Source organism: Bacillus sp. J41TS8, assembly GCF_018333035.1.
In the GTDB taxonomy this organism is placed as follows: domain Bacteria; phylum Bacillota; class Bacilli; order Bacillales; family Bacillaceae; genus Bacillus; species Bacillus paralicheniformis.
The window spans coordinates 313,166-332,953 of sequence record NZ_BORF01000003.1; the positions used below are offsets into that span (position 1 = coordinate 313,166).

Sequence of the window (19,788 nt, forward strand, 5' to 3'; positions counted from 1 at the left end):
TAGAAAAAAGCCGATTTTTCGTTGATTGAAAAATCGGCTTTTTATATTGATTTGACCAAAGGTTATATGATAAGATGAAGTGTATTTTAACATAAAATTTCAAATATTATAGTATTATCCATCTTTATTTTATCATGAATCTTTTTTGATGTCAAATCTTTTTAGGGAGTGGTCAGCGTGCAGGAAAACGGTCAGGAATGGCTGGAAGAGGAAAAACGAATCCGGCTTGTTTTAAAGGAATTGGATCAGAAGCTTCATTCTCTAAAGGGAAAGACCGGCGGATTGAAGGAGGATATCATCGATTTACGGAAACATTTCTGGAGCGATGTCACCGTAAACTTGGCCGATGAAAACGAAGCGGTTGAAACATTTTTTAGCATTAAACAGCAGGCTGAGTTTTTGGCTGAAAGGGAAAGGAGTCATAAGCAGTTTTACAACGAGTTGAAAAACTTGTTAAAAGTGAAAGAATCGCCTTATTTCGGCCGTGTAGATTTTTTGGAGGACGGCGAAGAAAACGCTGAATCCGTCTACATCGGACTCGCCTCTTTAATGGACGAAAAAGAAGAGCGGTTCTTGATTTATGATTGGAGAGCACCGATTTCCAGTCTGTTTTACAACTATGGTCCCGGTGCGGCTCAATACGAAGTTCCGGACGAGACGGCCAGGGGAACGATTGAGCTGAAAAGGCAATTTCTCTTCAAAAACGGCCGGCTGAAAGCGATGTTTAATACGGATATGGCGATTGGAGATGAAGTTCTTCAGGAAGTCCTGGGGCAGCAGGCAGATATTCAGATGAAAAGCATCGTCGCCACAATTCAAAAAGAGCAGAATCAGATTATTCGGAACGAAAGAAGCCGCTTTTTAATTGTTCGGGGAGCGGCTGGCAGCGGAAAAACGTCGGCGGCATTGCAGCGGGCTGCGTATTTGCTGTACCGCGGTCGCGGGCAGATCGAGTCGAGCCAGATGCTGCTATTCTCTCCAAACCTGCTTTTTAACAGCTATGTCGCCAATGTTCTGCCTGAGCTCGGAGAGGAAAACATCCAGCAGACGACATTCCAGGAATTTGTGGCGCGCCGCCTTGGAAAGCAGGTTTCGTGCGAGACTCCGTTCGATCAGCTCGAATATTGTTTAACGGCTTCAGACGATGAGGAGCAGCGCATCCGGATGAAATCAATCGAATTGAAATCAGGTCTGGCCTTCAAAGGCATTATCGATGATTATGTCAAATGTTTGGCAAAAGGGCGTCTGGATCTGGTGTTTAAACATATCGCCTTTCGCGGAAAAAGGATCATTACAAGCGATCAGGTGCGGGAATTTTTCGCGGCCCTTGATCATGCAGATACGCTGTCCAACCGGATTGAAAAAACGGGGAAATGGCTGTTACAGCTGCTGAACAAATACGAACGCCAAGAAAGAAAAAAAGACTGGGTCATCGAGGAAAGCGAGCTGCTGGATAAAGAGGAATATTTAAAGGCCTATAAACGTCTTCAGGAAGAACAGCGATTTACGGAGAATACGTTTGACGATTATGAAAGGGAACAAAACCTCCTTGCCGCTATCATTGCCGAAAGGGAGTTCAAACCGCTCAAGCAAGCGGTAAAAGCGTTCGGCTTTATTGATTTTAAAGGAACGTACCTTCAGCTTTTTTCCGGGCGCTATACCCCGCAAACCCGTCCTGATGACTGGCAAAGCACTTGCACATTCACCCGGAAAAGCTTTCGTTTTGAGAAGCTGCCTTATGAAGATGCCGTCCCTTTTTTATATATGAAAAACCAGCTAACAGGCGGGAGAAAAAACAGGGCAATCCGCCATTTATTCATTGATGAAGCCCAGGATTACACGCCTTTTCAGCTTGCTTTTTTGAAGAGCCTGTTTCCCGCGTGCAGCATCACAATGCTGGGAGACTTAAACCAGGCGATTCTTGCCCATGCGTATCACGATAAGACGCTCCTGTCGGGAGGCGTGTTTGAAGGCGAAAAAACGGAGATCATCACCTTGAAGCGCAGCTACAGGTCGACGAAAGAAATTGTTGAATTGACAAAGCGCATCATCGAGGGAGGCGAAGAGATCGAAGCCTTTAACAGGAACGGCAAAAAACCGACTTTGACAATATTGGCCGACCTTCATGCACACCATAAACAGATGGCTTCCCTTATAACCGCCCTTCAAAAAGAAGGACTTGAGACGATTGCAGTCATCTGTAAAACAGTCCGGGAATGCAGGGATGCGTTCCGGCATCTTCAGCAGCATACAGAGCTTAAACTGATCGATAAAGAAACGAGAACGTTTCAAAAAGGCGTGATCGTCATTCCCGTCTATTTGGCGAAAGGGATCGAATTTGATGCCGTCGTCATTTATGACGCTTCTGAAAAACAATACAAAAAAGAGAGAGAGCGGACTCTGTTTTATACGGCGTGCACGAGGGCGATGCATGAGCTCCATCTCTTTTCCCTTGGAAAGGAAACGCATTTTTTAAACGGTGTTTCAAATGATATGTATACGAAAAGAGAGTGACGGTGTCACTCTCTTTTTTGGAGAAACCATTGTTTCCATAAGTTTTTTTATTTACAAACTTTTCTACACTAGGCTGAGTCTGTGGCAATCTTCTTCATATTCTGGCAGGTTAAAGAGTTTGTCATCTTAAACAAAAATGAAATGATTTCCAGCGTATATAGAGGAAAGTGGTCTGGCTAAATAATATAAAAGCTTTTATTCATCAAATCGCTTCTCTTTTTCTTGAGGATATATAACATATTTTCTATTTTCATTTTACATGCAGGAGATTACGAAATCGAAATCGTTAATTAAAATCTGTTATATTAAATTTTATAGTTCTGTATCATAATATAAAGCTTTTTAAAATTGGAATTTGATGATTAATTTATTCTGTAATATATTATATATAGAGTCTGTTATATATAATGACAAACTCCCCTGCACGAAACGGCATATTCATTTGAAGAGGATTTATTGGGAGGGAAATATTTCATGTCAAACCATTCACCGATTACCCCTGATTTAAGTGACAGCGGCATTCGCTATTTTCGGGCTTATAAGGAAAGCCTTGGTCTTTGGCCAGTTCATTACAAAACTTTCTACGTATCTACCCGTTTCGGCCAAACGCATATTATTGCAAGCGGACCTGAAGATGCCCCGCCGCTTGTATTGCTTCACGGCGCATTATTCAGTTCCACTATGTGGTACCCCAATATCGAGGATTGGAGCAGCAAATACCGAACATACGCAATTGATATCATAGGTGATAAGAACAAAAGCATCCCTGCAGATTTATGCGGTACGAGGGCGGGTTACGCTGATTGGCTTCTCGAAGTGTTCGACGCTTTGGGGATAGAGAAGTCGCACATGGTTGGTCTTTCGCTTGGCGGGCTTCATACGATGAATTTCGCTTTACGTGCGCCAGAGAGAGTAGAGAGCGCAGCGATCCTTAGTCCCGCGGAAACATTTTTGCCGTTTCATCACGATTTTTATCAATACGCTCTTAGCCTCACAGAGCCTGATGGAGTAGAGAATTTCTTAAATTGGATGATGACAGATCGTAATGTGTTACACCCGGTTTTTGCAGAGCAGTTTCATGCAGGCGTAATGTGGCAGGATGGATTAAGACAGCCAAGGCCTAACGCTGACGGATTTCCGTATGTTTTCACTGACGACGAATTAAAATCAGTAAAAGTCCCTATTCTATTATTGCTGGGTGAACATGAAGTCATCTATGACCCGCAATCAGCCTTACATCGCGCCTCAACATTAGTTCCAGGTATTAAAGCGGAAATCATAAAACAGGCAGGTCACGTTTTATCAATGGAAAAGCCTCAATACGTAAATGAACGTATATTACGTTTTTTCAGTAAATAAACCACAGTTTTGTTGTCCATTTCATGGAGATGCAGCGGCTTATACGAGCGGTCATACAAACTTTTTTCAAAGGCTGAGAGTGACGCTGTCACTCTCTTCTTCCATCATATATATCAGTTCTGACATCCAGCACGTTGTTGTTGATGGACACATGGTATTTGTCCTGCCATTCGATTTTGACATGTTCTTCTTCGTATCCCCAATAGATGTTTTTTCGTTCACCGGTGGCAACCGTTGTCAATTCCCCTCTGACGGAAGGGGAGTTCGTTCCCCCGCCTTTATTCACGCTATACAAATTCAGGTTGTATGCTTGATTCGGCGAAGCGGAAGACTGAATCCAATTTCCTTTCGGCAGATGATTCATCGAGTAAAAATGCGTATACACGATATATCCGATGGGAATGCCTGACACAAGCAAAACAGCCAAAATAGCAAACAAGACGCTTCGGCACGGTGGCTTCCTCTGCTCTTCTATTTCTCCGTCAATATAAAGCTCCAATTTTTCTCATTCCTTGGTGAAAATTGTTTTTTATAGTTTAAGGAAAAAATCGTATTCTGTCTATTTTGAAGCAGGGTTAACCAAAGAGCGCCGCCATCTCATCCATCACAAACCCGATTTCCTCCTTTGTATTGTAAAAATGCGGGGCTATTCTGATGACGTTGTTTCGCGCTGAGACGATGATATGCTTTTCACGCAAGAGAGCTTCCATACGGCCAGCCTCTTCGGCATACACCGAGATCAGGCTTGTTCTGTTATGTACGGTCTCGGGGCCTATGATCTTCAGGCCTTTTTCCGCCCCGTATTGCAAAGAGAATGCCGCGAGCTCCCGCAGGTAGTGCTCGATCCTGTCGGGCTCTGCTTCAAGCAGCAGCCTCAGTGCCGCGTCTGCCGCGTAAATGCTGATAAATGACGGTGTCCCCGACTCGAAGCGTTTCGCACCTTCCGCAAAGCATGAATCTAAGGCAAATGGTTTGTTCCTGCCGAACCAGCCGGCCGTCTTCGGCTCAAATTGTCCGCAAAGTTCGCGTTTCATATACAAAAAAGCCGTTCCGGGAATGCCGAGCATGTACTTGCGCGTCCCCGCCGCAAGGATGTCGATATCCATGTCTTTGACATGAATCGGAATGTGTCCGGCGGTTTGATAGGCGTCGACAAATAAAAGCGATCCTTTTTGATGAACAATCTCGGCAATCTGTTTTACATCTTGTTTAAACCCGTTCTGATAGCCGGCATGGGGTACACAAGTCAAGAGCGTCTGATCGGTAACGTCTTTTTCGTATTGTTCCAAGTCAATCATCCCGTCTTCGCTCTGAATGATGATGAGGTGATCTTTGAAGCGGTCTTGCGCAAGCCAAATTTGGCCGACGGCAGGAAAATCGATATCCGTGAAGGCGATCTGCCTTCGGTGTGGTGGCTGCGGCAATGAAGCAGCGACAGCCGCCACTGCGTCAGATACTGACGGCAAAACGGCTATCTCTTCTTTTTCGGCACCGATCAGCCGGGCGAATTTTTCCTTGGCTTCATCCATCTTGTCGAGATGCGCTTTCCAGTCTGCACCGGCTGTTAAAAGGCCGTTCTGATACTCATCAACCGCTTTGGCAACAGGCAGAGCCAACGCGCTGCCGGAGCATGCGGCAAGGTGAACATGACCAGACAATATCGGAAATAAAGAACGGTAAGTGTGGAATGGATGCTTCATGATATCCCTCCTCATTAAAGCTTCGAGCGGGCCTGAAAAAATCCTCTTTTTCACAGTTGAAATTAAGCGGGCAGAAGCCTCTTTAAGCGAAAGAACAACTGCTGCAGCTGTTTGAAAACTGTCACATTTTCGGGAAGCTTTCTTCCGTCAGCATCAAAAGCTCCCATGCTCTGGTGAATCATTGTTCAGTGCGATTGCTTTCTTTCATCGTCTGATTTATGATTCAATTAAAGCAATTCAAACAGATGAAAAGGAGCCGAGAGGATGAAACATTACGGTGCAATAGAAGCAGGAGGCACAAAGTTTGTTTGTGCAGTTGGAACAGAAAAAGGAGAAATCATTGACAGGCTGACGATCCCGACGGAGACTCCTGAAGAGACTATTGGAAAACTGACTGATTTCTTCAGCAAGTATCAGCTCACATCAATGGGAGTGGGCTCTTTTGGACCTATATCCGTTGCAAAAGATAAAGAGGATTACGGATACATAACCAATACGCCGAAATTAGCCTGGAAGGGGTACCCGTTTATTCCCGAGTTGAAAAAAAGGCTCGGCATACCGGTTTCGTTTACGACTGATGTAAACGCTGCCGCGCTTGGCGAACTGACAAAAGGAGCGGCGCAAGGATTGGAAAGCTGCTTGTATATTACAGTCGGTACAGGAATCGGAGCAGGAGCGATTGTCGGCGGCCGGCTTGTGCAGAGCACGCTCCATCCTGAAATGGGTCACCTTCTCATTAGACGGCATCCGCACGATACGTTTGAAGGAATCTGTCCGTATCACAAGGACTGCCTTGAAGGAATGGCATCGGGTCCGGCGCTTGAAAAGCGCTGGGGGAAAAAGGGCAATGATTTGGCTGAAAACGAGGAAGTTTGGGAGATTGAAGCCGACTACTTAGCGCAGGCTCTCATGCAATATATCTTGATCCTGTGCCCTGAAAAAATCATCATGGGCGGCGGTGTCATGAAGCAGCAGCAGCTGTTCCCGCTGATTCGCAAAAAGCTTGCCGAATATATGAACGGATATGTTGACCTGCCTGATCTTGAAGGATACATCGTACCGCCGGGTCTCGGCGACGATCAGGGAATCACCGGTGCGCTCGCTTTGGCTTATGAAGCCGGTTGAGCAAGTTGTTTTGTAAAATCCACCCAGTGTGAGATAATAACAGCGGTGCGTTTAAAAGCATGAAAAAAAGAAAGGTGGTCGTTCAAAATGGTAAGCAGTTTAAAGGATACTGTGACATTACATAACGGTGTGAAAATGCCATGGTTCGGACTTGGAGTTTTCAAAGTGGAAGAAGGCAGCCAAGTTGTAGAATCTGTGAAAGCAGCCATTAAAAACGGATACCGGAGCATTGACACAGCCGCTATCTATCAAAACGAAGAAGGCGTCGGCAAAGGGATTAAAGAAGCAGGCGTTCCCCGCGAAGAGCTTTTCATCACGTCAAAGGTTTGGAACAGCGATCAGGGATATGAAAAAACATTGGCGGCTTTTGATGAAACCCTTCGAAAACTCGGTCTTGACTACCTTGATTTATATTTGATTCATTGGCCTGGAAAAGACAAATATAAAGATACGTGGCGCGCGCTTGAAAAGCTGTACAAAGACGGCAGAGTAAAAGCGATCGGCGTCAGCAACTTCAATGTGCACCATTTGGAAAGCTTATTGGAAGATGCGGAAATTAAACCTATGGTCAATCAGGTTGAGTTCCATCCGCGGCTGACTCAGGCTGAGCTCAGGGACTACTGCAAAAAGCAGGGCATTCAGGTGGAAGCATGGTCCCCGCTCATGCAGGGAAAACTCCTCGATGATCAAGTGCTGACTGACATCGCTAAAAAATACAACAAATCCGTCGCTCAAGTCATCCTGCGCTGGGATTTGCAAAATGAAGTCATTACCATTCCGAAGTCAATCAAAGAACACCGCATTATTGAAAATGCCGACATATTTGACTTTGAATTAACAGCGGAAGATATCGAAAAAATCAACGCTCTTAACAAAGATGAGCGCGTCGGTCCCGATCCTGACACAATGGTTCACGGATTCGAATAAGCATAAGAAAATCCCGGGTTCATAAAAACCCGGGATTTATTATTTTTCATGAATGGCCAAGCGGCCTTTCGCTTGTTTCCTTCTGCTGCCGTCGAGCCGTCCGCGGCGGTGCTGCTTAATAAAGAATGAGAGAACCAATCCGATTCCCGACAATGCGGCCGCGGTCATAAACGCCAGATTGACGCCGTGAATCATCGCTGTATCCGAAGACGGACCGGCAGGATCGGCCAGCGCACGCTGTGCCATGATGGTGATGAGAACAGCCGTCCCGATCGATCCGGACATCTGTCTCATCGTATTGTTCATGGCCGTTCCGTGAGGAATCAAATGGCGCGGGAGCTGGTTCAAGCCGGCTGTTGTAACAGGCATGAGCACCATCCCCATGCCGACCATCCGAATCGCATAGACGACAGACAAATACGCAAAAGGCGTCGTCTTTGTCAGATGGGTCAAGAGCAATGTGGTCACGAAGATCGCCGTCAAACCGGTGATGCTCAAGATCCGCGCGCCGATTTTGTCAAAAATTCTTCCGGTAATCGGAGACATCAGCCCCATCACGACAGCTCCCGGAAACAGCATCATTCCCGATTCCATCGCCGTGAAATGGCGCATATCCTGCATATACATCGGCACGATCGTCGCCGCTCCGATCATCGACATAAAGACGACCATCCCGATAATCGTCGCAAGTGTAAACATCGGATATTTAAATACCCTGAATTCCAAAATCGGTTCTTCCAAATGGAGCTGCCTCCAAATGAACCAAAACAGCGTAACGCTGCCGACCGCGAAGCCAGCCAGCACGTCCGCACCCGTCCAGCCCGCAACACCGGCGCTGCTGAAGGCGTACAAAATGCCGCCGAAGCCAAGTGAAGACAAGATGATGGAAGTAACATCCATCTTAGGTGACGTCTGTTCGGTGACATTTTTTAAAATAAAGTGTGCGGCAATCATGTCGATAACGGCAAACGGAAGCAACAGATAAAACAATACTTCCCAAGGGTAGCGGTCGACGATCCAGCCTGACAGGGTCGGTCCGACAGCGGGAGCGAAGGCAATTACAAGCCCGACCATTCCCATCGCTGATCCGCGCTTTTCTTTTGGGAAAATCAATAAAAGCACCGTCTGCATCAATGGCATCATAATGCCCGCGCCGGCCGCCTGGACGACGCGTCCTGCAATCAGTGCCGGAAAGCTGAATGACAAGGCGCAGATCAGAGTCCCAGCCGTAAATAAAGACATTGCCGCCATGAACAGCTTTCTCGTCGTGAATTTTTCAATTAAAAAAGCCGTAACTGGAATCATGATCCCATTCACGAGCATAAAAACGGTCGTCAGCCATTGGGCAAGCCCCGGCGTAATGTTTAAGTCCCTCATGATCGGAGGCAAAGCCGTCGTCAATAGCGTCTGATTCAAAATGGCGATAAAAGTCCCCATAATCAAGACGGCAACAATCGGCAATTGATTTGTCTTATGCTGTGTTTCACTCATATTAAAACCTTCTTATTTATCATTTTTTATAACACTTTATGAAATAATCGGTACTCGAAATAACTTCTCTTTTTATTTAGGGTAACGAAGGAACTGCAAAACCGCAAGTTCATTTTTAACATTCGGTATATAATACCCAGCTGTCCCTCAATTTAAACAGCCCCTTTAAGCCGGGGGAATCCGGCTTAAAGGGGACGGATTATTTTTTATAAAATCTCAGCAAATCACCGTTAATAATCTTATCGGAAAGGGAAAGCTCTTGATTCGCCTTCTCTATGAGCGGACCGCATTTGTCCTCACTGTCGTTGATCATGTCCCCGGTTTTTTTGCTGTAGCACGTATTTTTCGTGTAGATATAATCATCTGTTATAAAGCTGCCGTTTCTTAACACAGCGAAAGGCATTCTTTCGTTCGAAAACAGGTCATTACCGAATTGAATCATGCCTTTTGTATCAATTCCGAGCAAATGGAGCAATGTCGGTTTGACATCAATTTGGCCGCCTGTTTCAGATATCGTTTTCGGGTCTTGATCCGTTACCCCCGGAATGTGGATAATCAGCGGCACACGCTGCAGCTGAACGGTATCGTAAGGGGTGATTTCGTCTTTGCCCAAAAATTGAGCCAGCGCATCGTTGTGCGCTTCTGATATGCCGTAGTGATCTCCCATGAAGACGATCACGGAATTGTCGTAAAGGCCGTTTTTCTTCAATTTTGCAATGAAATGCTTCAATGATTCGTCTTCATAGCGTACCGTCGTGACATACCGGTTTAAAATCTCACTGTCCGAGTCGTATTCATCGATCAGCTTATCCTTATCATCAATTTGAAACGGAAAGTGGTTCGTCAATGTGATCAGGTTGCTGTAAAAGGGCTGCGGCAAGTCTTTCATCAAGTCGGCCGATTGCGTTAAAAACTCCTTATCCTTCAGCCCCCAGCCCGTTGAATTTTCAGGTGTCACATGAAAATGGGAGACGTCATAAAAGCTGTCGATGCCAAGGGCTTTGTACATGACGTCCCTGTTCCAGAATTTTTTATGGTTGGCGTGGAAAACCGATGTTCTGTAATCGTGGTTTGCCAGTGTTTTATACATCGAATTGTACGCATTTTCGCTCTTCGTAAAAAACACCGAGCCGCTCAGAGACGGATAGAGCGAATTGGCGACAATGAATTCCGAATCGGACGTTTTTCCCTGTTCGGTCTGCTGATAAAAATGGTCGAAATAATAGCTTTTTTGAATGAATTTGTTTAAGAACGGTGTGATTTCCTGCCCGTTCACCTTTTCATTAATGACAAATGTCTGAGTGGATTCAAGCGTTACAAAGATGACGTTTCGTCCTTCGGCAATCCCGAACATATCTTGGTTCGGTTTGCTGTAGTCAGCGTTTGTGTAGTTCTCGATCGTTGCCAGGCTGTTTTCATCAGCGACAGCTTTTTGTGTCAAATTAAAGGTCTGTGAAATGCCGTCCAACAGATGAAACTGATATAAGCCGATGTTTTTTACAAGCACTTCCCTGTCGTAGGAGTAGCTTAAAAACTTCGGCTGATCCAGCTCCGACAGGGCGAGATTAAACAGTACCGTGCCGGCGGCTGCCGCGTAGTAGATCTTAACGGCTTTAGCGGAAAGCTTTTTGCCGGTTCTAGTGCGCGTTTTTGCCAGCCAGACCAAAAGAACCAAATCCAGAAAAAGCGCGATGAAAACCGGATTGAACAGCTCCTGAAAACTGCTCCCAAGCCCCCCGAGGTTTTTTGCCTGGAACAGGACGGGAACAGTGATGAAATCGATGTAGAAACCATAGAAAATACTGTTTGCAATCAAGATGCCCGTCAGGACGACATTAGCCCCGATTAAATAGAGGCGCTGCGTTTTTTCGCGAAAAAAGAGGCTGATGCCGAGTACAGGGATGAGAAAGCTAAGCGGGTTGATAAACAGGATCAATTCCTGAAGTGCGTTGTCGATTTGTAAATTAAAGCCCAGCTTGTAGATGAAGTACGTTTTCATCCACATAAAAAATATGGATAGGCATAAAAACCACTGCTTTTTAAAAAATTGTTCTTTCATATAAATAGCTCCTCACATATAATCCCCGCAGGTAAACAACACCAAGATAAAACGACTGAACAAAGCATAATACAGCAATCGGTCAAACCGTCCCTTTCGTCAGGCGATCAAGTTCGCAATAAAATAGCACGAAACAACGGTGAGCACAGTCAGAACGCCTTGTTCCGCCTTCCCGCCGGTTTTAATATAAAGGGGCAGCCGAACCTTAATGGCGGACGGAAAGAAAAGTTTGATGCCGTTTACAGTCCCGGCATCAAGGAGCAGATGGCTCGCCATTCCGGCCATCAATCCGACAAAAATGCTCTGATCTGTAAAATATAAATGTGCCGCAAATGCCGTGATGAGCAAAAAGAGCAGGCTGTGTGTAAACGTCCTGTGCCCGAAGACAGAACTGACCACTGCTGATAAAATCGGTAGCCTTCTGCCGATCTTGCTCTTTGTATGGCAAATATCCGGAATCAATGCTCCGATAACGCCCGAAGCTGTCATGAACACTGGATCATATCCGTAAAAATAAGCAGCAGCCGTGCAAGAAGCGACCCCTCCCATGATGTGTGTTTTTCCTGTCATATCGCTTCTCCTTTAAGACCTATAACAATTTCCTAATGAAAACTATATCAAGAGTTCTGGCGGCCTTCAAGACAGATGGTGGCAACTTGTCAGGCAAAAAACGCATTTTCCTGAGGCAATCAGCATGTTTACATCTAGAATATGGTGTTTTCAGTTAAAAAACACATTCAAGGTTCTGCATAATTTTAAAGTGATAAGCCAAATTAAAATTGTACCACATTTTTAAAGAGGTGATTCATTTGGGTATTTTCTTCAATAAAGATAGAGGAAATAAGGAAAAGGACCAAAACGCCGTTCGGGGGGCGCTTGAAGATGCAGGACAAGCGCTGAAAGGAGACCCTTTGCAAGAGGCGGTCAACAAAAAGAAAAACAACCGATAAATGACAGATGGAAGCGCCGTCTTCCATTCTGCAGAAGGCTGCCGAAACAGGCGGCCTTTTGGCGCGGCTGTCCGTTTTTCCATCACTTCCCTTTGACAGATTAAAATTTCTCTGGTAACCTCTTTTCAGAATATGTGATAAATCCTCACTCTTAACTCTTAGTGAGGTAGAGGTTGCGCGGATGATGAGTCGCATGTGTGAGGCTGATGGGGCCGATGATCATATGCAAAAGGCATCAGCGCCGAAGCATAAGGAAGCCATTCATTCTTTATGCTGGGTCTGCATTGAATAAGTGCAGGACTGCCGCGGGTTTTCCCGCGGAGGGCTATCCGGAGATCAAGAGTGTATGTTTAACCAAAGCATGGACTTTTGTTCATGCTTTTTTTATTTTGAATGATCTCACGGTCTGGTCCGGCATATTTTTTATAAAATGCTCGGAGGTTATATCTTATGGAACAGACAAAAAAATGGGGCTTCTGGCTTCTTACCGCTTTTGTTGTCGGCAATATGGTCGGCTCAGGGATTTTTATGCTCCCCAGCACACTCGCCCAGACGGCAAGCCCGTTCGGCGTAACGGCGGCATGGCTGGTGACGGGTGCGGGGGTGCTGATGATCGCCCTTGTATTCGGTCATTTATCCATTCGCCGCCCGGATCTTAAAGCAGGTCCGCAAAGCTATGCAAGAGCTTTATTCTCAGACCCTAAAAAAGGGAATGCGGCAGGTTTTACAATGGTATGGGGGTATTGGGTGGCAAGCTGGATCAGCAACGTGGCCATCATTACAAGCCTTGCAGGCTATTTGACGACTTTCCTGCCGATCTTAACTGACGGACGCGAGCTGATTGAACTCGGCGGCCACCCCGTTACACTCGGCCAGCTCTTGACATTTATCGTATGTACAATCTTGTTATGGGGGACGCATTTCATCTTAGTCTCCAGCATAAATGGAGCGGGCAAACTGAACTTTTTAGCAACTTTTTCAAAAGTGCTTGGGTTTGTCCTGTTTATTGTTGCAGGTTTGTTCGTTTTTCAGACGGCTTTATTCGAATCATTTTATTTTCCAATCGAATCAGAAGGCAAAAGTATTGGGCTGGGCGGACAGGTTCACAATGCGGCGATTTCAACGCTGTGGGCGTTTGTCGGCATCGAGTCTGCGGTAATCTTATCAGGGCGCGCATCATCCCAGCGCGATGTCAAACGCGCGACGATTACCGGATTGTTAATTGCGCTCGGCATTTATATGGTCATCACTTTAATAACGATGGGCGTCATCCCGCACGATCAGCTCCAGGCCTCGGATAAACCGTTCGTTGATGTGCTGCACGTGATCATCGGCAGCTTTGGCAGCGTAATTATGGCGGTCTTGGCAATCGTTTCTTTGTTTGGATCGATGCTCGGCTGGATTTTAATCGGCGCAGAGGTTCCGTATCAGGCGGCAAAGGCCGGTGATTTTCCTGCTTTCTTTGCGAAAACGAACAAAAAGGGAAGCCCGGTTAATTCATTGATCGTCACAAACGTGATGTCGCAGATCTTTATTTTCTCAACGGTTTCGGGAACGATCAGCGAGGCCTTTACGTTTTTAACAACGTCGGCGACGCTCGCTTACCTTGTGCCTTATCTTGTAGCGGCTGTTTTCAGCTTGAAGCTCATCCTCAAAGGGGAGACATACGGTGAACTGAAAGGTTCAAGAACAGGGGACGGCATCATCGCTTTGGCTGCTCTGGTGTATTCTTTATGGGTCATCGTTTCAGGTACGTCTGACTTAACCACCTTTATCTTGGGAATCGGGCTGTTTTTCGTCGGTCTTGCGATCTACCCGTTCGTCTACAAAAAGTTCAAAAATAATCAAGTGTGATAAAGTTCTTTGCCAGCCGGGTCTTTTAGCAGAAGATCGGCTGGCTTTTTGATTCCCGCCGAAATTTTTGATTAAAATTTCCGCTTAGGCCTGTTATACTATAAAATGAAAATGATAATCGTTATCGGTTAAAAAGATCGAAAGGAATGGCATCGAGTGAGCTCTTGCAAAAACATACATCGTATCAACAGCGCGGATGGCCCTGATGAAGAACAGAAACCGATCAGCCGTCCGCTTGGAGCTGTTTTTGTCCTGGCCGGCGGAATCATGCTACTGCTGTTTGGCGCCGCATTATCGATTGCGCTCGGTGCGGCTGATATAAAGCTTGGAACGGTTTGGGACGCCATTTTTCATTTTGATGCGAAAAATACGGCCCATCAAATTATTCAGGAACTCAGACTGCCAAGGACGGTAAGTGCGGCTCTTGTGGGCGCCTGCTTGGCGGTTTCCGGAGCCGTGATGCAGGGGATGACGAGAAACCCTCTCGCATCGCCGGAAATTATGAGCGTCACGCACGGGTCAGCTTTCGCAATTGCTGTCGCGTTTGCTTTTTTTCCGGGAACCTCATCGGTCGGGCTGATGATCTGGTCGTTTGCCGGCGCGGGTCTTGGAGCGGGACTCGTTTTTGCGATCGGAATGTTTTCAAAAGGCGGTCTTACGCCTGTAAAGCTGGCTTTGGCCGGTACGGCTGTCGGCACATTTCTGAGCGCTCTTTCTACGAGCATTGCGATCCATTTTGATGTGGCGCGCGACGTCAGTTTTTGGTATGCCGGAGGTGTCGCTGGCACGAAATGGCTCAGCATTCAGTTGTTGGTTCCGGCGGCAGCTCTCGGTTTGGCCGTCGTTTTTGTCATCGCCCGTTCCATTACGGTTCTAAGCTTGGGAGAGGAGCTGGCGAAAGGGCTCGGGCAATATACGAAGACGGTGAAAGCGATCGGAATCGTGTCGGTTGTTCTGCTGACGGGTGCCGCTGTGTCCGTTGCCGGGGCAATCGGTTTTATCGGATTGATCATTCCGCATATTACCCGCTTTCTGGTCGGGGTTGATTACCGCTGGATCATTCCATGCTCAGCGGTGCTTGGCGCCGTCCTGCTGATCTATGCGGATATTGCGGCAAGGCTGGTCAATCCGCCGTTCGAAACACCTGTCGGAGCAGTCACGGCGCTTGTCGGCGTACCATTCTTTCTCTATCTGGCCCGCAGGGAAAGGAGTGGACTGTAATGCTCAAGAAAAACAGCAGACGGGCGGCTGCGGTGATGCTCGTCATGGCCGTGCTGACGGTCGCCGTGTTTTTACTAAGCATGAACATGGGAGAAATCCGCATCGCCCCGCTTGATACATTGAAAACACTGTTCGGTTTCGGAACGCCGCAGGATGAACTTGTATTATTTGAATTCCGTTTGCCGCGCATGGTCCTCGCCATGCTGATCGGTGCGGGAGTTGCTGTCTCCGGAGCCGTCTGGCAGGGGATATCGCGGAATGACCTGGCCGATCCGGGGATATTGGGCATCAATACGGGAGCAGGTTTTGCCGTTGTGCTGTTCATCTTTTATTTTCAGGGGAATGTTGGAAATCTGCAAAAAGGATTCGTTTTTTCCCTGCCGATTTTTGCATTTTTGGGAGCCTGCTTTGCAGTCGTTTCCATCTATTTGCTGGCGTGGAAAAAAGGCTTGAATCCCATTCGCCTCGTTCTGGTCAGCATCGGAGTGAATGCGGCGTTTTCGGCGGCCATCTTAATGCTGCAGCTGAAAATGGACCCGAATGACTTTATGCAGGCGGCTGTTTGGCTGTCAGGAAATATATGGAGTTCAAACTGGAGCTTTGTCTCGGCCGTGCTGCCCTGGATTGTCGTGCTGCTTCCTTTTATTCTCTACAAAGCGCGCTATTTAAACGTGCTGAATCTCGGTGATCAGCTCGCAACAGGGCTTGGAACGGCAGTTGAAAAGGAGCGGCGCATACTGCTTCTGTCGGCAGCCGCGCTGAGCGGCGCGTGTGTAGCGGCTGGAGGGAATATTACGTTTCTCGGTCTTGTGGCTCCGCATATTGCCAGAAGGCTTGTCGGGCCGAAGCATCAGCTTTTAATCCCGGCTTCCGCGTTGACCGGAGCATTGCTCTTTTTGCTGGCGGATTTAATCGGAAGGATGATACTGGCGCCTTCGGAAATTCCCGTAGGGTTAGTCATTGCCGCTTTAGGCGCGCCGTACTTTATCTATTTGCTCATGAAAACAAATTAAAGAAGGGAAGGGTGCAAGGTGTCTCTTTCAACAAACAACCTGGGGATCGGCTACGGAGAACAGATGATAGTCGAAAGCTTAAACCTCCACATACCAAAAGGAAAAGTAACGACCATGATCGGTCCGAACGGGTGCGGCAAGTCAACCATATTAAAAACGATGGCACGCATACAGCGTTCTAGAACGGGCGCCGTTTATTTAAACGGCAAAGCGATCCACCAAATGTCGACGAAAGATATAGCCAAACAGATGGCGATTCTTCCGCAGACCCCTGAGGCGCCAGGCGGTCTGACCGTATATGAGCTCGTTTCTTACGGCCGTTTTCCTCATCAAAAGGGAATGGGCAGGCTCTCGGCCGATGACCGCCGCATGGTTGAATGGTCTCTCGAAGTGACAGGAATGCTGCCTTTTTATGACCGGCCGATCGAAGCCCTTTCCGGGGGACAGCGCCAGCGCGTCTGGATTGCGATGGCTCTTGCCCAGGAAACGGAGCTCTTGCTGCTCGACGAACCGACAACCTATTTGGACTTGGCGCACCAGCTTGAAATTCTGCAACTGCTGGAAAAGCTCAACAAAGAAGAAGGCCGAACGATTTTGATGGTCATTCACGACCTCAACCATGCCGCCCGCTTTGCCCATCACATGGTGGCGCTGAACTCCGGTGCAATTGTCAAAGAGGGCGCTCCACATGAAGTCATGACATCAGAGGTATTGAAAAAAGTGTTTCAGATTGATGCGGAAATTATTTTAGACCCGCGCACAGGAAAACCGGTGTGCCTGACTTATGATCTATTGAAAAAAGAAGAGGATCAGAGGCTGGCAACCGGCTGACAGACATCAGACGATGTCTGTTTTTTTATTCCATGATTTCGTAAAGTAAAAAATCATTTCTAAAAAAGTTTATTTTTACTTTAAAATCAGAAAACGGGTGCCGATAAAGATATAATAGATGGTAAGATGAGGATATCAAAACATGATATAGACAGAAAGGAAAGAAGGATTTTGGAAAATGCGACAATTTTGATTGTGGATGACGAAGACGCCATTGTTCAAATGGTCAAGCGCGTCCTCACGAAGGAAGGATTTTCAGAAGTGCTGACCGCGAGCAGCGCAGAAGAAGCGCTCGACATCGTGAAAAAGGATACCGTGCACTTAATACTTCTCGATGTCATGATGCCGGGACAGACAGGATTTGATGTATCCCCTGAAATCAGACGGCACACCAACGCCCCGATCTTCTTTTTAACGGCGAAGACATCGGACCTCGATAAACTGTCAGGTTTTGCCTACGGAGCCGATGATTATATTACAAAACCTTTTAATCCTCTGGAGTTAATTGCCAGGATTAAAGCGCATTTAAAAAGAACGTATATACATAAAGAAGTCGCAGCTGCTTCGGTATCTTCAGCCTACGAATATGAACGGTTTACATTTCATCCCGATTTTGCGGAGCTGATCGTGGACGGAGAAACGGTCAGCTGCTCCGCACAGCTTCTCCAGCTTCTGCAATATTTTTGCGATCATCCGAACAGAGTGCTTTCCAAGGACCAAATTTATGAAAAAGTGTGGGGCGTTCCATCTTACGGAGACAGCAACACCGTTATGGTACATATCAGAAAACTGAGGGAGAAAATCGAAAAAGACCCGAGCAGCCCCGAATATATCGTCACGATTCGCGGTCTTGGCTATAAGTTCGTTCCCAATCCTGCAAGAAAAGAGAGCGAAGGATGAAGCTGAGAGGAAAGCTCGTTCTCCATTTTGTCAGCCAGATTTTCCTGATTCTCGGTCTTGTCCTCGCCACTCTGCTGTTATCCTTCATCTTTTTCGCTCTCCGGTTAAGCGAGAGCGAAGCGGATACAGGCTTGGCAAAAGCCACATCAGACACTTTTGAAAGCTGGGTCAGTGTGGATGACAATAATAATTGGCAGATTGAAGATATCTTGAAATCGGCTATCGACAAACAGGGAGGCTGGCTTCAAATATTAGACGGTAAGGAGAAAACCGTTTATTCCTACCGCCTTCCTTCGGAAATTCAGAGGGAGTACCACAGGGAAGACCTCGTATCAGTCTTTGACAAAAAAAGAATCAAAAAATATCAAGTCAACTTCTGGTCTGCCAATTTCAATGGTGAAGACTACGTGATTCTATTCGGATGGGAGTCGAAAAGCGATACGATCCTGTCCTATTTGGAAAAGGAAGAGAAGGATATGGCGGACCTTTCTTCCTATAAAAAAAGCACGCTTGATTTCATTAAGAAAAACAAAGGATCGGTTTATCTGTTCAGCGAAAAAGGGAAAATGTTGAACTCGCTCTATCAGGACATAGATTACAGCCAGGGCATCACTGAGCTGGAACTTTTAAAATACGGATCGAAGCCATGGAACTACGAGCACGAGTTTTCATACAGGCGTTTAAGCGCGACAGAATGGCTGATTGCCGCTACCCCGAACCCGATTTATAATCCGGATCATGAGTTCAACAGGACGATGATCGGGCTCGCTTTAAAAATCGTTCTGCTCGTGATCGGCGTTCTGATCGTATTGATGTCTTCCATGACGATTTGGTATTCTTTCAGATTCGGCATGCCGATCATCCATACGATTAAATGGATCGTCAACCTTTCAAAAGGGCGATTTGAAGAGCCGAGAAATCGGAAAGGCCGCCCGCAAAGCCGGAACAAAAAAGGGAAGCGAAAACAGCCGTACCGGTTGTTCACAGAAGTGTTTGAATCGATGGAGCAGCTGACGGAAACGCTGAAAAAAGACGAACAAAGCCGCAAGAAAATCCAAACGACTCGGGAGGAATGGATCGCGGGGCTCTCCCATGATTTAAAAACGCCGCTCAGCACGATTTACGGCTACAGCATGATGCTGGAGTCTCCAAACTATGAGTGGTCAAAAGAAGAAATCCGTGAAATCGGCCAGGCAATGAAAGAAAAATCGGACTACATGTCACAGCTCATCGAAGACCTGAACTTGACGTACAGGCTGAAAAACGACGCCTTGCCGATTAAACGCCAGACAGTGAGGCTTGTGCCGTTTTTAAAAAGCTTCGTTGAAGAGTTTAAGCGCCATTCGTTTTCGGAAGGGTACAACGTTTCTTTTGAATATACGCAAGAAGATACCGAGTTTGCGATAGACAGAGGCTGGTTCAGAAGAGTCCTGGAAAACCTCCTTGCCAACGCCGTCAAGCATAACAAAAAAGGCACTGACATCAAGGTGATCCTTGAAGAAACCAAGCAATATATTATTCTTAAAATTCAAGACAACGGAAGAGGCATGGACTCGGAAACCGTCTCAAATTTATTTAACCGCTACTACAGAGGAACGCATACAAAAGATGCGACAGAAGGAAGCGGTCTCGGCCTTGCGATTTCTTTGGAACTTGTCCACCTTCACGACGGCTGCATCGCCGTTGACAGCCGGACAGGCCGCGGGACGGAAATTACGATGGAATTTAAGAAAAACCCTAAAACCGCCAAATAAGCGGTATGAAAAAGAAGAAGCCAAAGGTTATTGCCTTTAGGCTTCTTTTATGTTGAGAAAATAATGGAAAAGAAGGCGAGGTTCGTATAA

Annotated in this window: 16 protein-coding genes and 1 riboswitch; of the genes, 11 read left to right on the forward strand and 5 right to left on the reverse strand. The window is 46.5% G+C overall.

Going from position 1 to position 19,788, the window contains the following annotated elements; genetic code table 11:
* Nucleotides 1-177: 177 nt before the first annotated feature.
* Together helD and KI350_RS06835 are read left to right on the forward strand one after the other, a co-directional pair.
* Complete coding sequence (gene helD / locus KI350_RS06830) at nucleotides 178-2,514, forward strand: RNA polymerase recycling motor HelD (protein ID WP_065644326.1); 2,337 nt, start codon at nucleotides 178-180, stop codon at nucleotides 2,512-2,514.
* A gap of 474 nt (nucleotides 2,515-2,988) precedes the next feature.
* Nucleotides 2,989-3,873, forward strand: a complete 885-nt coding sequence (locus KI350_RS06835) for a carboxylesterase (RefSeq protein WP_020452935.1) — start codon at nucleotides 2,989-2,991, stop codon at nucleotides 3,871-3,873.
* A gap of 88 nt (nucleotides 3,874-3,961) precedes the next feature.
* Here KI350_RS06835 and KI350_RS06840 read toward each other — a convergent pair whose 3' ends face one another.
* Together KI350_RS06840 and KI350_RS06845 are read right to left on the reverse strand one after the other, a co-directional pair.
* On the reverse strand, nucleotides 3,962-4,372 hold the full coding sequence (locus tag KI350_RS06840; protein WP_065643741.1) for a DUF5412 domain-containing protein: 411 nt from the start codon (nucleotides 4,370-4,372) through the stop codon (nucleotides 3,962-3,964).
* A gap of 76 nt (nucleotides 4,373-4,448) precedes the next feature.
* Nucleotides 4,449-5,573, reverse strand: coding sequence for an aminotransferase class V-fold PLP-dependent enzyme (locus KI350_RS06845; protein WP_065643740.1), 1,125 nt, complete (start codon nucleotides 5,571-5,573; stop codon nucleotides 4,449-4,451).
* Nucleotides 5,574-5,837: 264 nt separating this feature from the next.
* Here KI350_RS06845 and KI350_RS06850 point away from each other — a divergent pair, with 264 nt between their 5' ends.
* Together KI350_RS06850 and KI350_RS06855 are read left to right on the forward strand one after the other, a co-directional pair.
* Nucleotides 5,838-6,698 carry an ROK family protein gene (locus KI350_RS06850; RefSeq protein ID WP_020452932.1) on the forward strand — a complete coding sequence of 287 codons (861 nt, stop codon included), beginning with the start codon at nucleotides 5,838-5,840 and terminating at the stop codon, nucleotides 6,696-6,698.
* A gap of 87 nt (nucleotides 6,699-6,785) precedes the next feature.
* Entirely contained in the window at nucleotides 6,786-7,625 is an 840-nt protein-coding gene (locus KI350_RS06855) for an aldo/keto reductase (RefSeq protein ID WP_020452931.1), read from the forward strand.
* A gap of 39 nt (nucleotides 7,626-7,664) precedes the next feature.
* On the opposite strand, the gene KI350_RS06860 is transcribed toward KI350_RS06855, so the two are convergent.
* The 3 genes from KI350_RS06860 to KI350_RS06870 form a co-directional block, all read right to left on the reverse strand.
* Nucleotides 7,665-9,116 carry an MDR family MFS transporter gene (locus tag KI350_RS06860; RefSeq protein WP_065643739.1) on the reverse strand — a complete coding sequence of 484 codons (1,452 nt, stop codon included), beginning with the start codon at nucleotides 9,114-9,116 and terminating at the stop codon, nucleotides 7,665-7,667.
* A gap of 199 nt (nucleotides 9,117-9,315) precedes the next feature.
* A complete protein-coding gene (locus KI350_RS06865) occupies nucleotides 9,316-11,175 on the reverse strand; it encodes an LTA synthase family protein (protein WP_065643738.1) in 1,860 nt (619 codons plus the stop codon).
* 99 nt (nucleotides 11,176-11,274) lie between these two features.
* On the reverse strand, nucleotides 11,275-11,745 hold the full coding sequence (locus KI350_RS06870; protein WP_023856262.1) for a metal-dependent hydrolase: 471 nt from the start codon (nucleotides 11,743-11,745) through the stop codon (nucleotides 11,275-11,277).
* Between the two features lie 239 nt (nucleotides 11,746-11,984).
* On the opposite strand from KI350_RS06870, the gene sspJ reads away from it, so the two are divergent.
* From sspJ to KI350_RS06905, 7 genes are all read left to right on the forward strand, one after another.
* Nucleotides 11,985-12,125, forward strand: coding sequence for a small acid-soluble spore protein SspJ (gene sspJ / locus KI350_RS06875; RefSeq protein ID WP_003185183.1), 141 nt, complete (start codon nucleotides 11,985-11,987; stop codon nucleotides 12,123-12,125).
* A gap of 159 nt (nucleotides 12,126-12,284) precedes the next feature.
* Nucleotides 12,285-12,461, forward strand: a riboswitch (Lysine riboswitch).
* 114 nt (nucleotides 12,462-12,575) lie between these two features.
* Entirely contained in the window at nucleotides 12,576-13,979 is a 1,404-nt protein-coding gene (locus KI350_RS06880; RefSeq protein WP_020452927.1) for an amino acid permease, read from the forward strand.
* A gap of 156 nt (nucleotides 13,980-14,135) precedes the next feature.
* The gene (locus KI350_RS06885; RefSeq protein WP_023856260.1) at nucleotides 14,136-15,200 is read left to right on the forward strand and encodes a FecCD family ABC transporter permease; all 1,065 of its coding nucleotides are present in this window, start codon (nucleotides 14,136-14,138) and stop codon (nucleotides 15,198-15,200) included.
* Complete coding sequence (locus tag KI350_RS06890) at nucleotides 15,200-16,213, forward strand: FecCD family ABC transporter permease (protein ID WP_212930449.1); 1,014 nt, start codon at nucleotides 15,200-15,202, stop codon at nucleotides 16,211-16,213. Before KI350_RS06885 ends, KI350_RS06890 begins: the two co-directional genes overlap by 1 nt.
* A gap of 63 nt (nucleotides 16,214-16,276) precedes the next feature.
* Nucleotides 16,277-17,044, forward strand: coding sequence for an ABC transporter ATP-binding protein (locus KI350_RS06895; protein WP_043054605.1), 768 nt, complete (start codon nucleotides 16,277-16,279; stop codon nucleotides 17,042-17,044).
* A 171-nt stretch (nucleotides 17,045-17,215) separates the two neighbouring features.
* Nucleotides 17,216-17,944, forward strand: coding sequence for a response regulator transcription factor (locus KI350_RS06900; RefSeq protein ID WP_020452923.1), 729 nt, complete (start codon nucleotides 17,216-17,218; stop codon nucleotides 17,942-17,944).
* Entirely contained in the window at nucleotides 17,941-19,698 is a 1,758-nt protein-coding gene (locus tag KI350_RS06905; protein ID WP_020452922.1) for a sensor histidine kinase, read from the forward strand. Before KI350_RS06900 ends, KI350_RS06905 begins: the two co-directional genes overlap by 4 nt.
* Nucleotides 19,699-19,788: the final 90 nt, after the last annotated feature.

Bases quoted from the DNA above. Each gene is read 5' to 3' on its own strand.
- KI350_RS06880 (WP_020452927.1), top strand. From the start codon at position 12,576: ATGGAACAGACAAAAAAATGGGGCTTCTGGCTTCTTACCGCTTTTGTT.
- KI350_RS06870 (WP_023856262.1), bottom strand. From the start codon at position 11,745: ATGACAGGAAAAACACACATCATGGGAGGGGTCGCTTCTTGCACGGCT.
- KI350_RS06835 (WP_020452935.1), top strand. From the start codon at position 2,989: ATGTCAAACCATTCACCGATTACCCCTGATTTAAGTGACAGCGGCATT.
- KI350_RS06855 (WP_020452931.1), top strand. From the start codon at position 6,786: ATGGTAAGCAGTTTAAAGGATACTGTGACATTACATAACGGTGTGAAA.
- KI350_RS06865 (WP_065643738.1), bottom strand. From the start codon at position 11,175: ATGAAAGAACAATTTTTTAAAAAGCAGTGGTTTTTATGCCTATCCATA.
- KI350_RS06905 (WP_020452922.1), top strand. From the start codon at position 17,941: ATGAAGCTGAGAGGAAAGCTCGTTCTCCATTTTGTCAGCCAGATTTTC.
- KI350_RS06850 (WP_020452932.1), top strand. From the start codon at position 5,838: ATGAAACATTACGGTGCAATAGAAGCAGGAGGCACAAAGTTTGTTTGT.
- KI350_RS06860 (WP_065643739.1), bottom strand. From the start codon at position 9,116: ATGAGTGAAACACAGCATAAGACAAATCAATTGCCGATTGTTGCCGTC.
- KI350_RS06890 (WP_212930449.1), top strand. From the start codon at position 15,200: ATGCTCAAGAAAAACAGCAGACGGGCGGCTGCGGTGATGCTCGTCATG.
- KI350_RS06845 (WP_065643740.1), bottom strand. From the start codon at position 5,573: ATGAAGCATCCATTCCACACTTACCGTTCTTTATTTCCGATATTGTCT.
- KI350_RS06895 (WP_043054605.1), top strand. From the start codon at position 16,277: ATGATAGTCGAAAGCTTAAACCTCCACATACCAAAAGGAAAAGTAACG.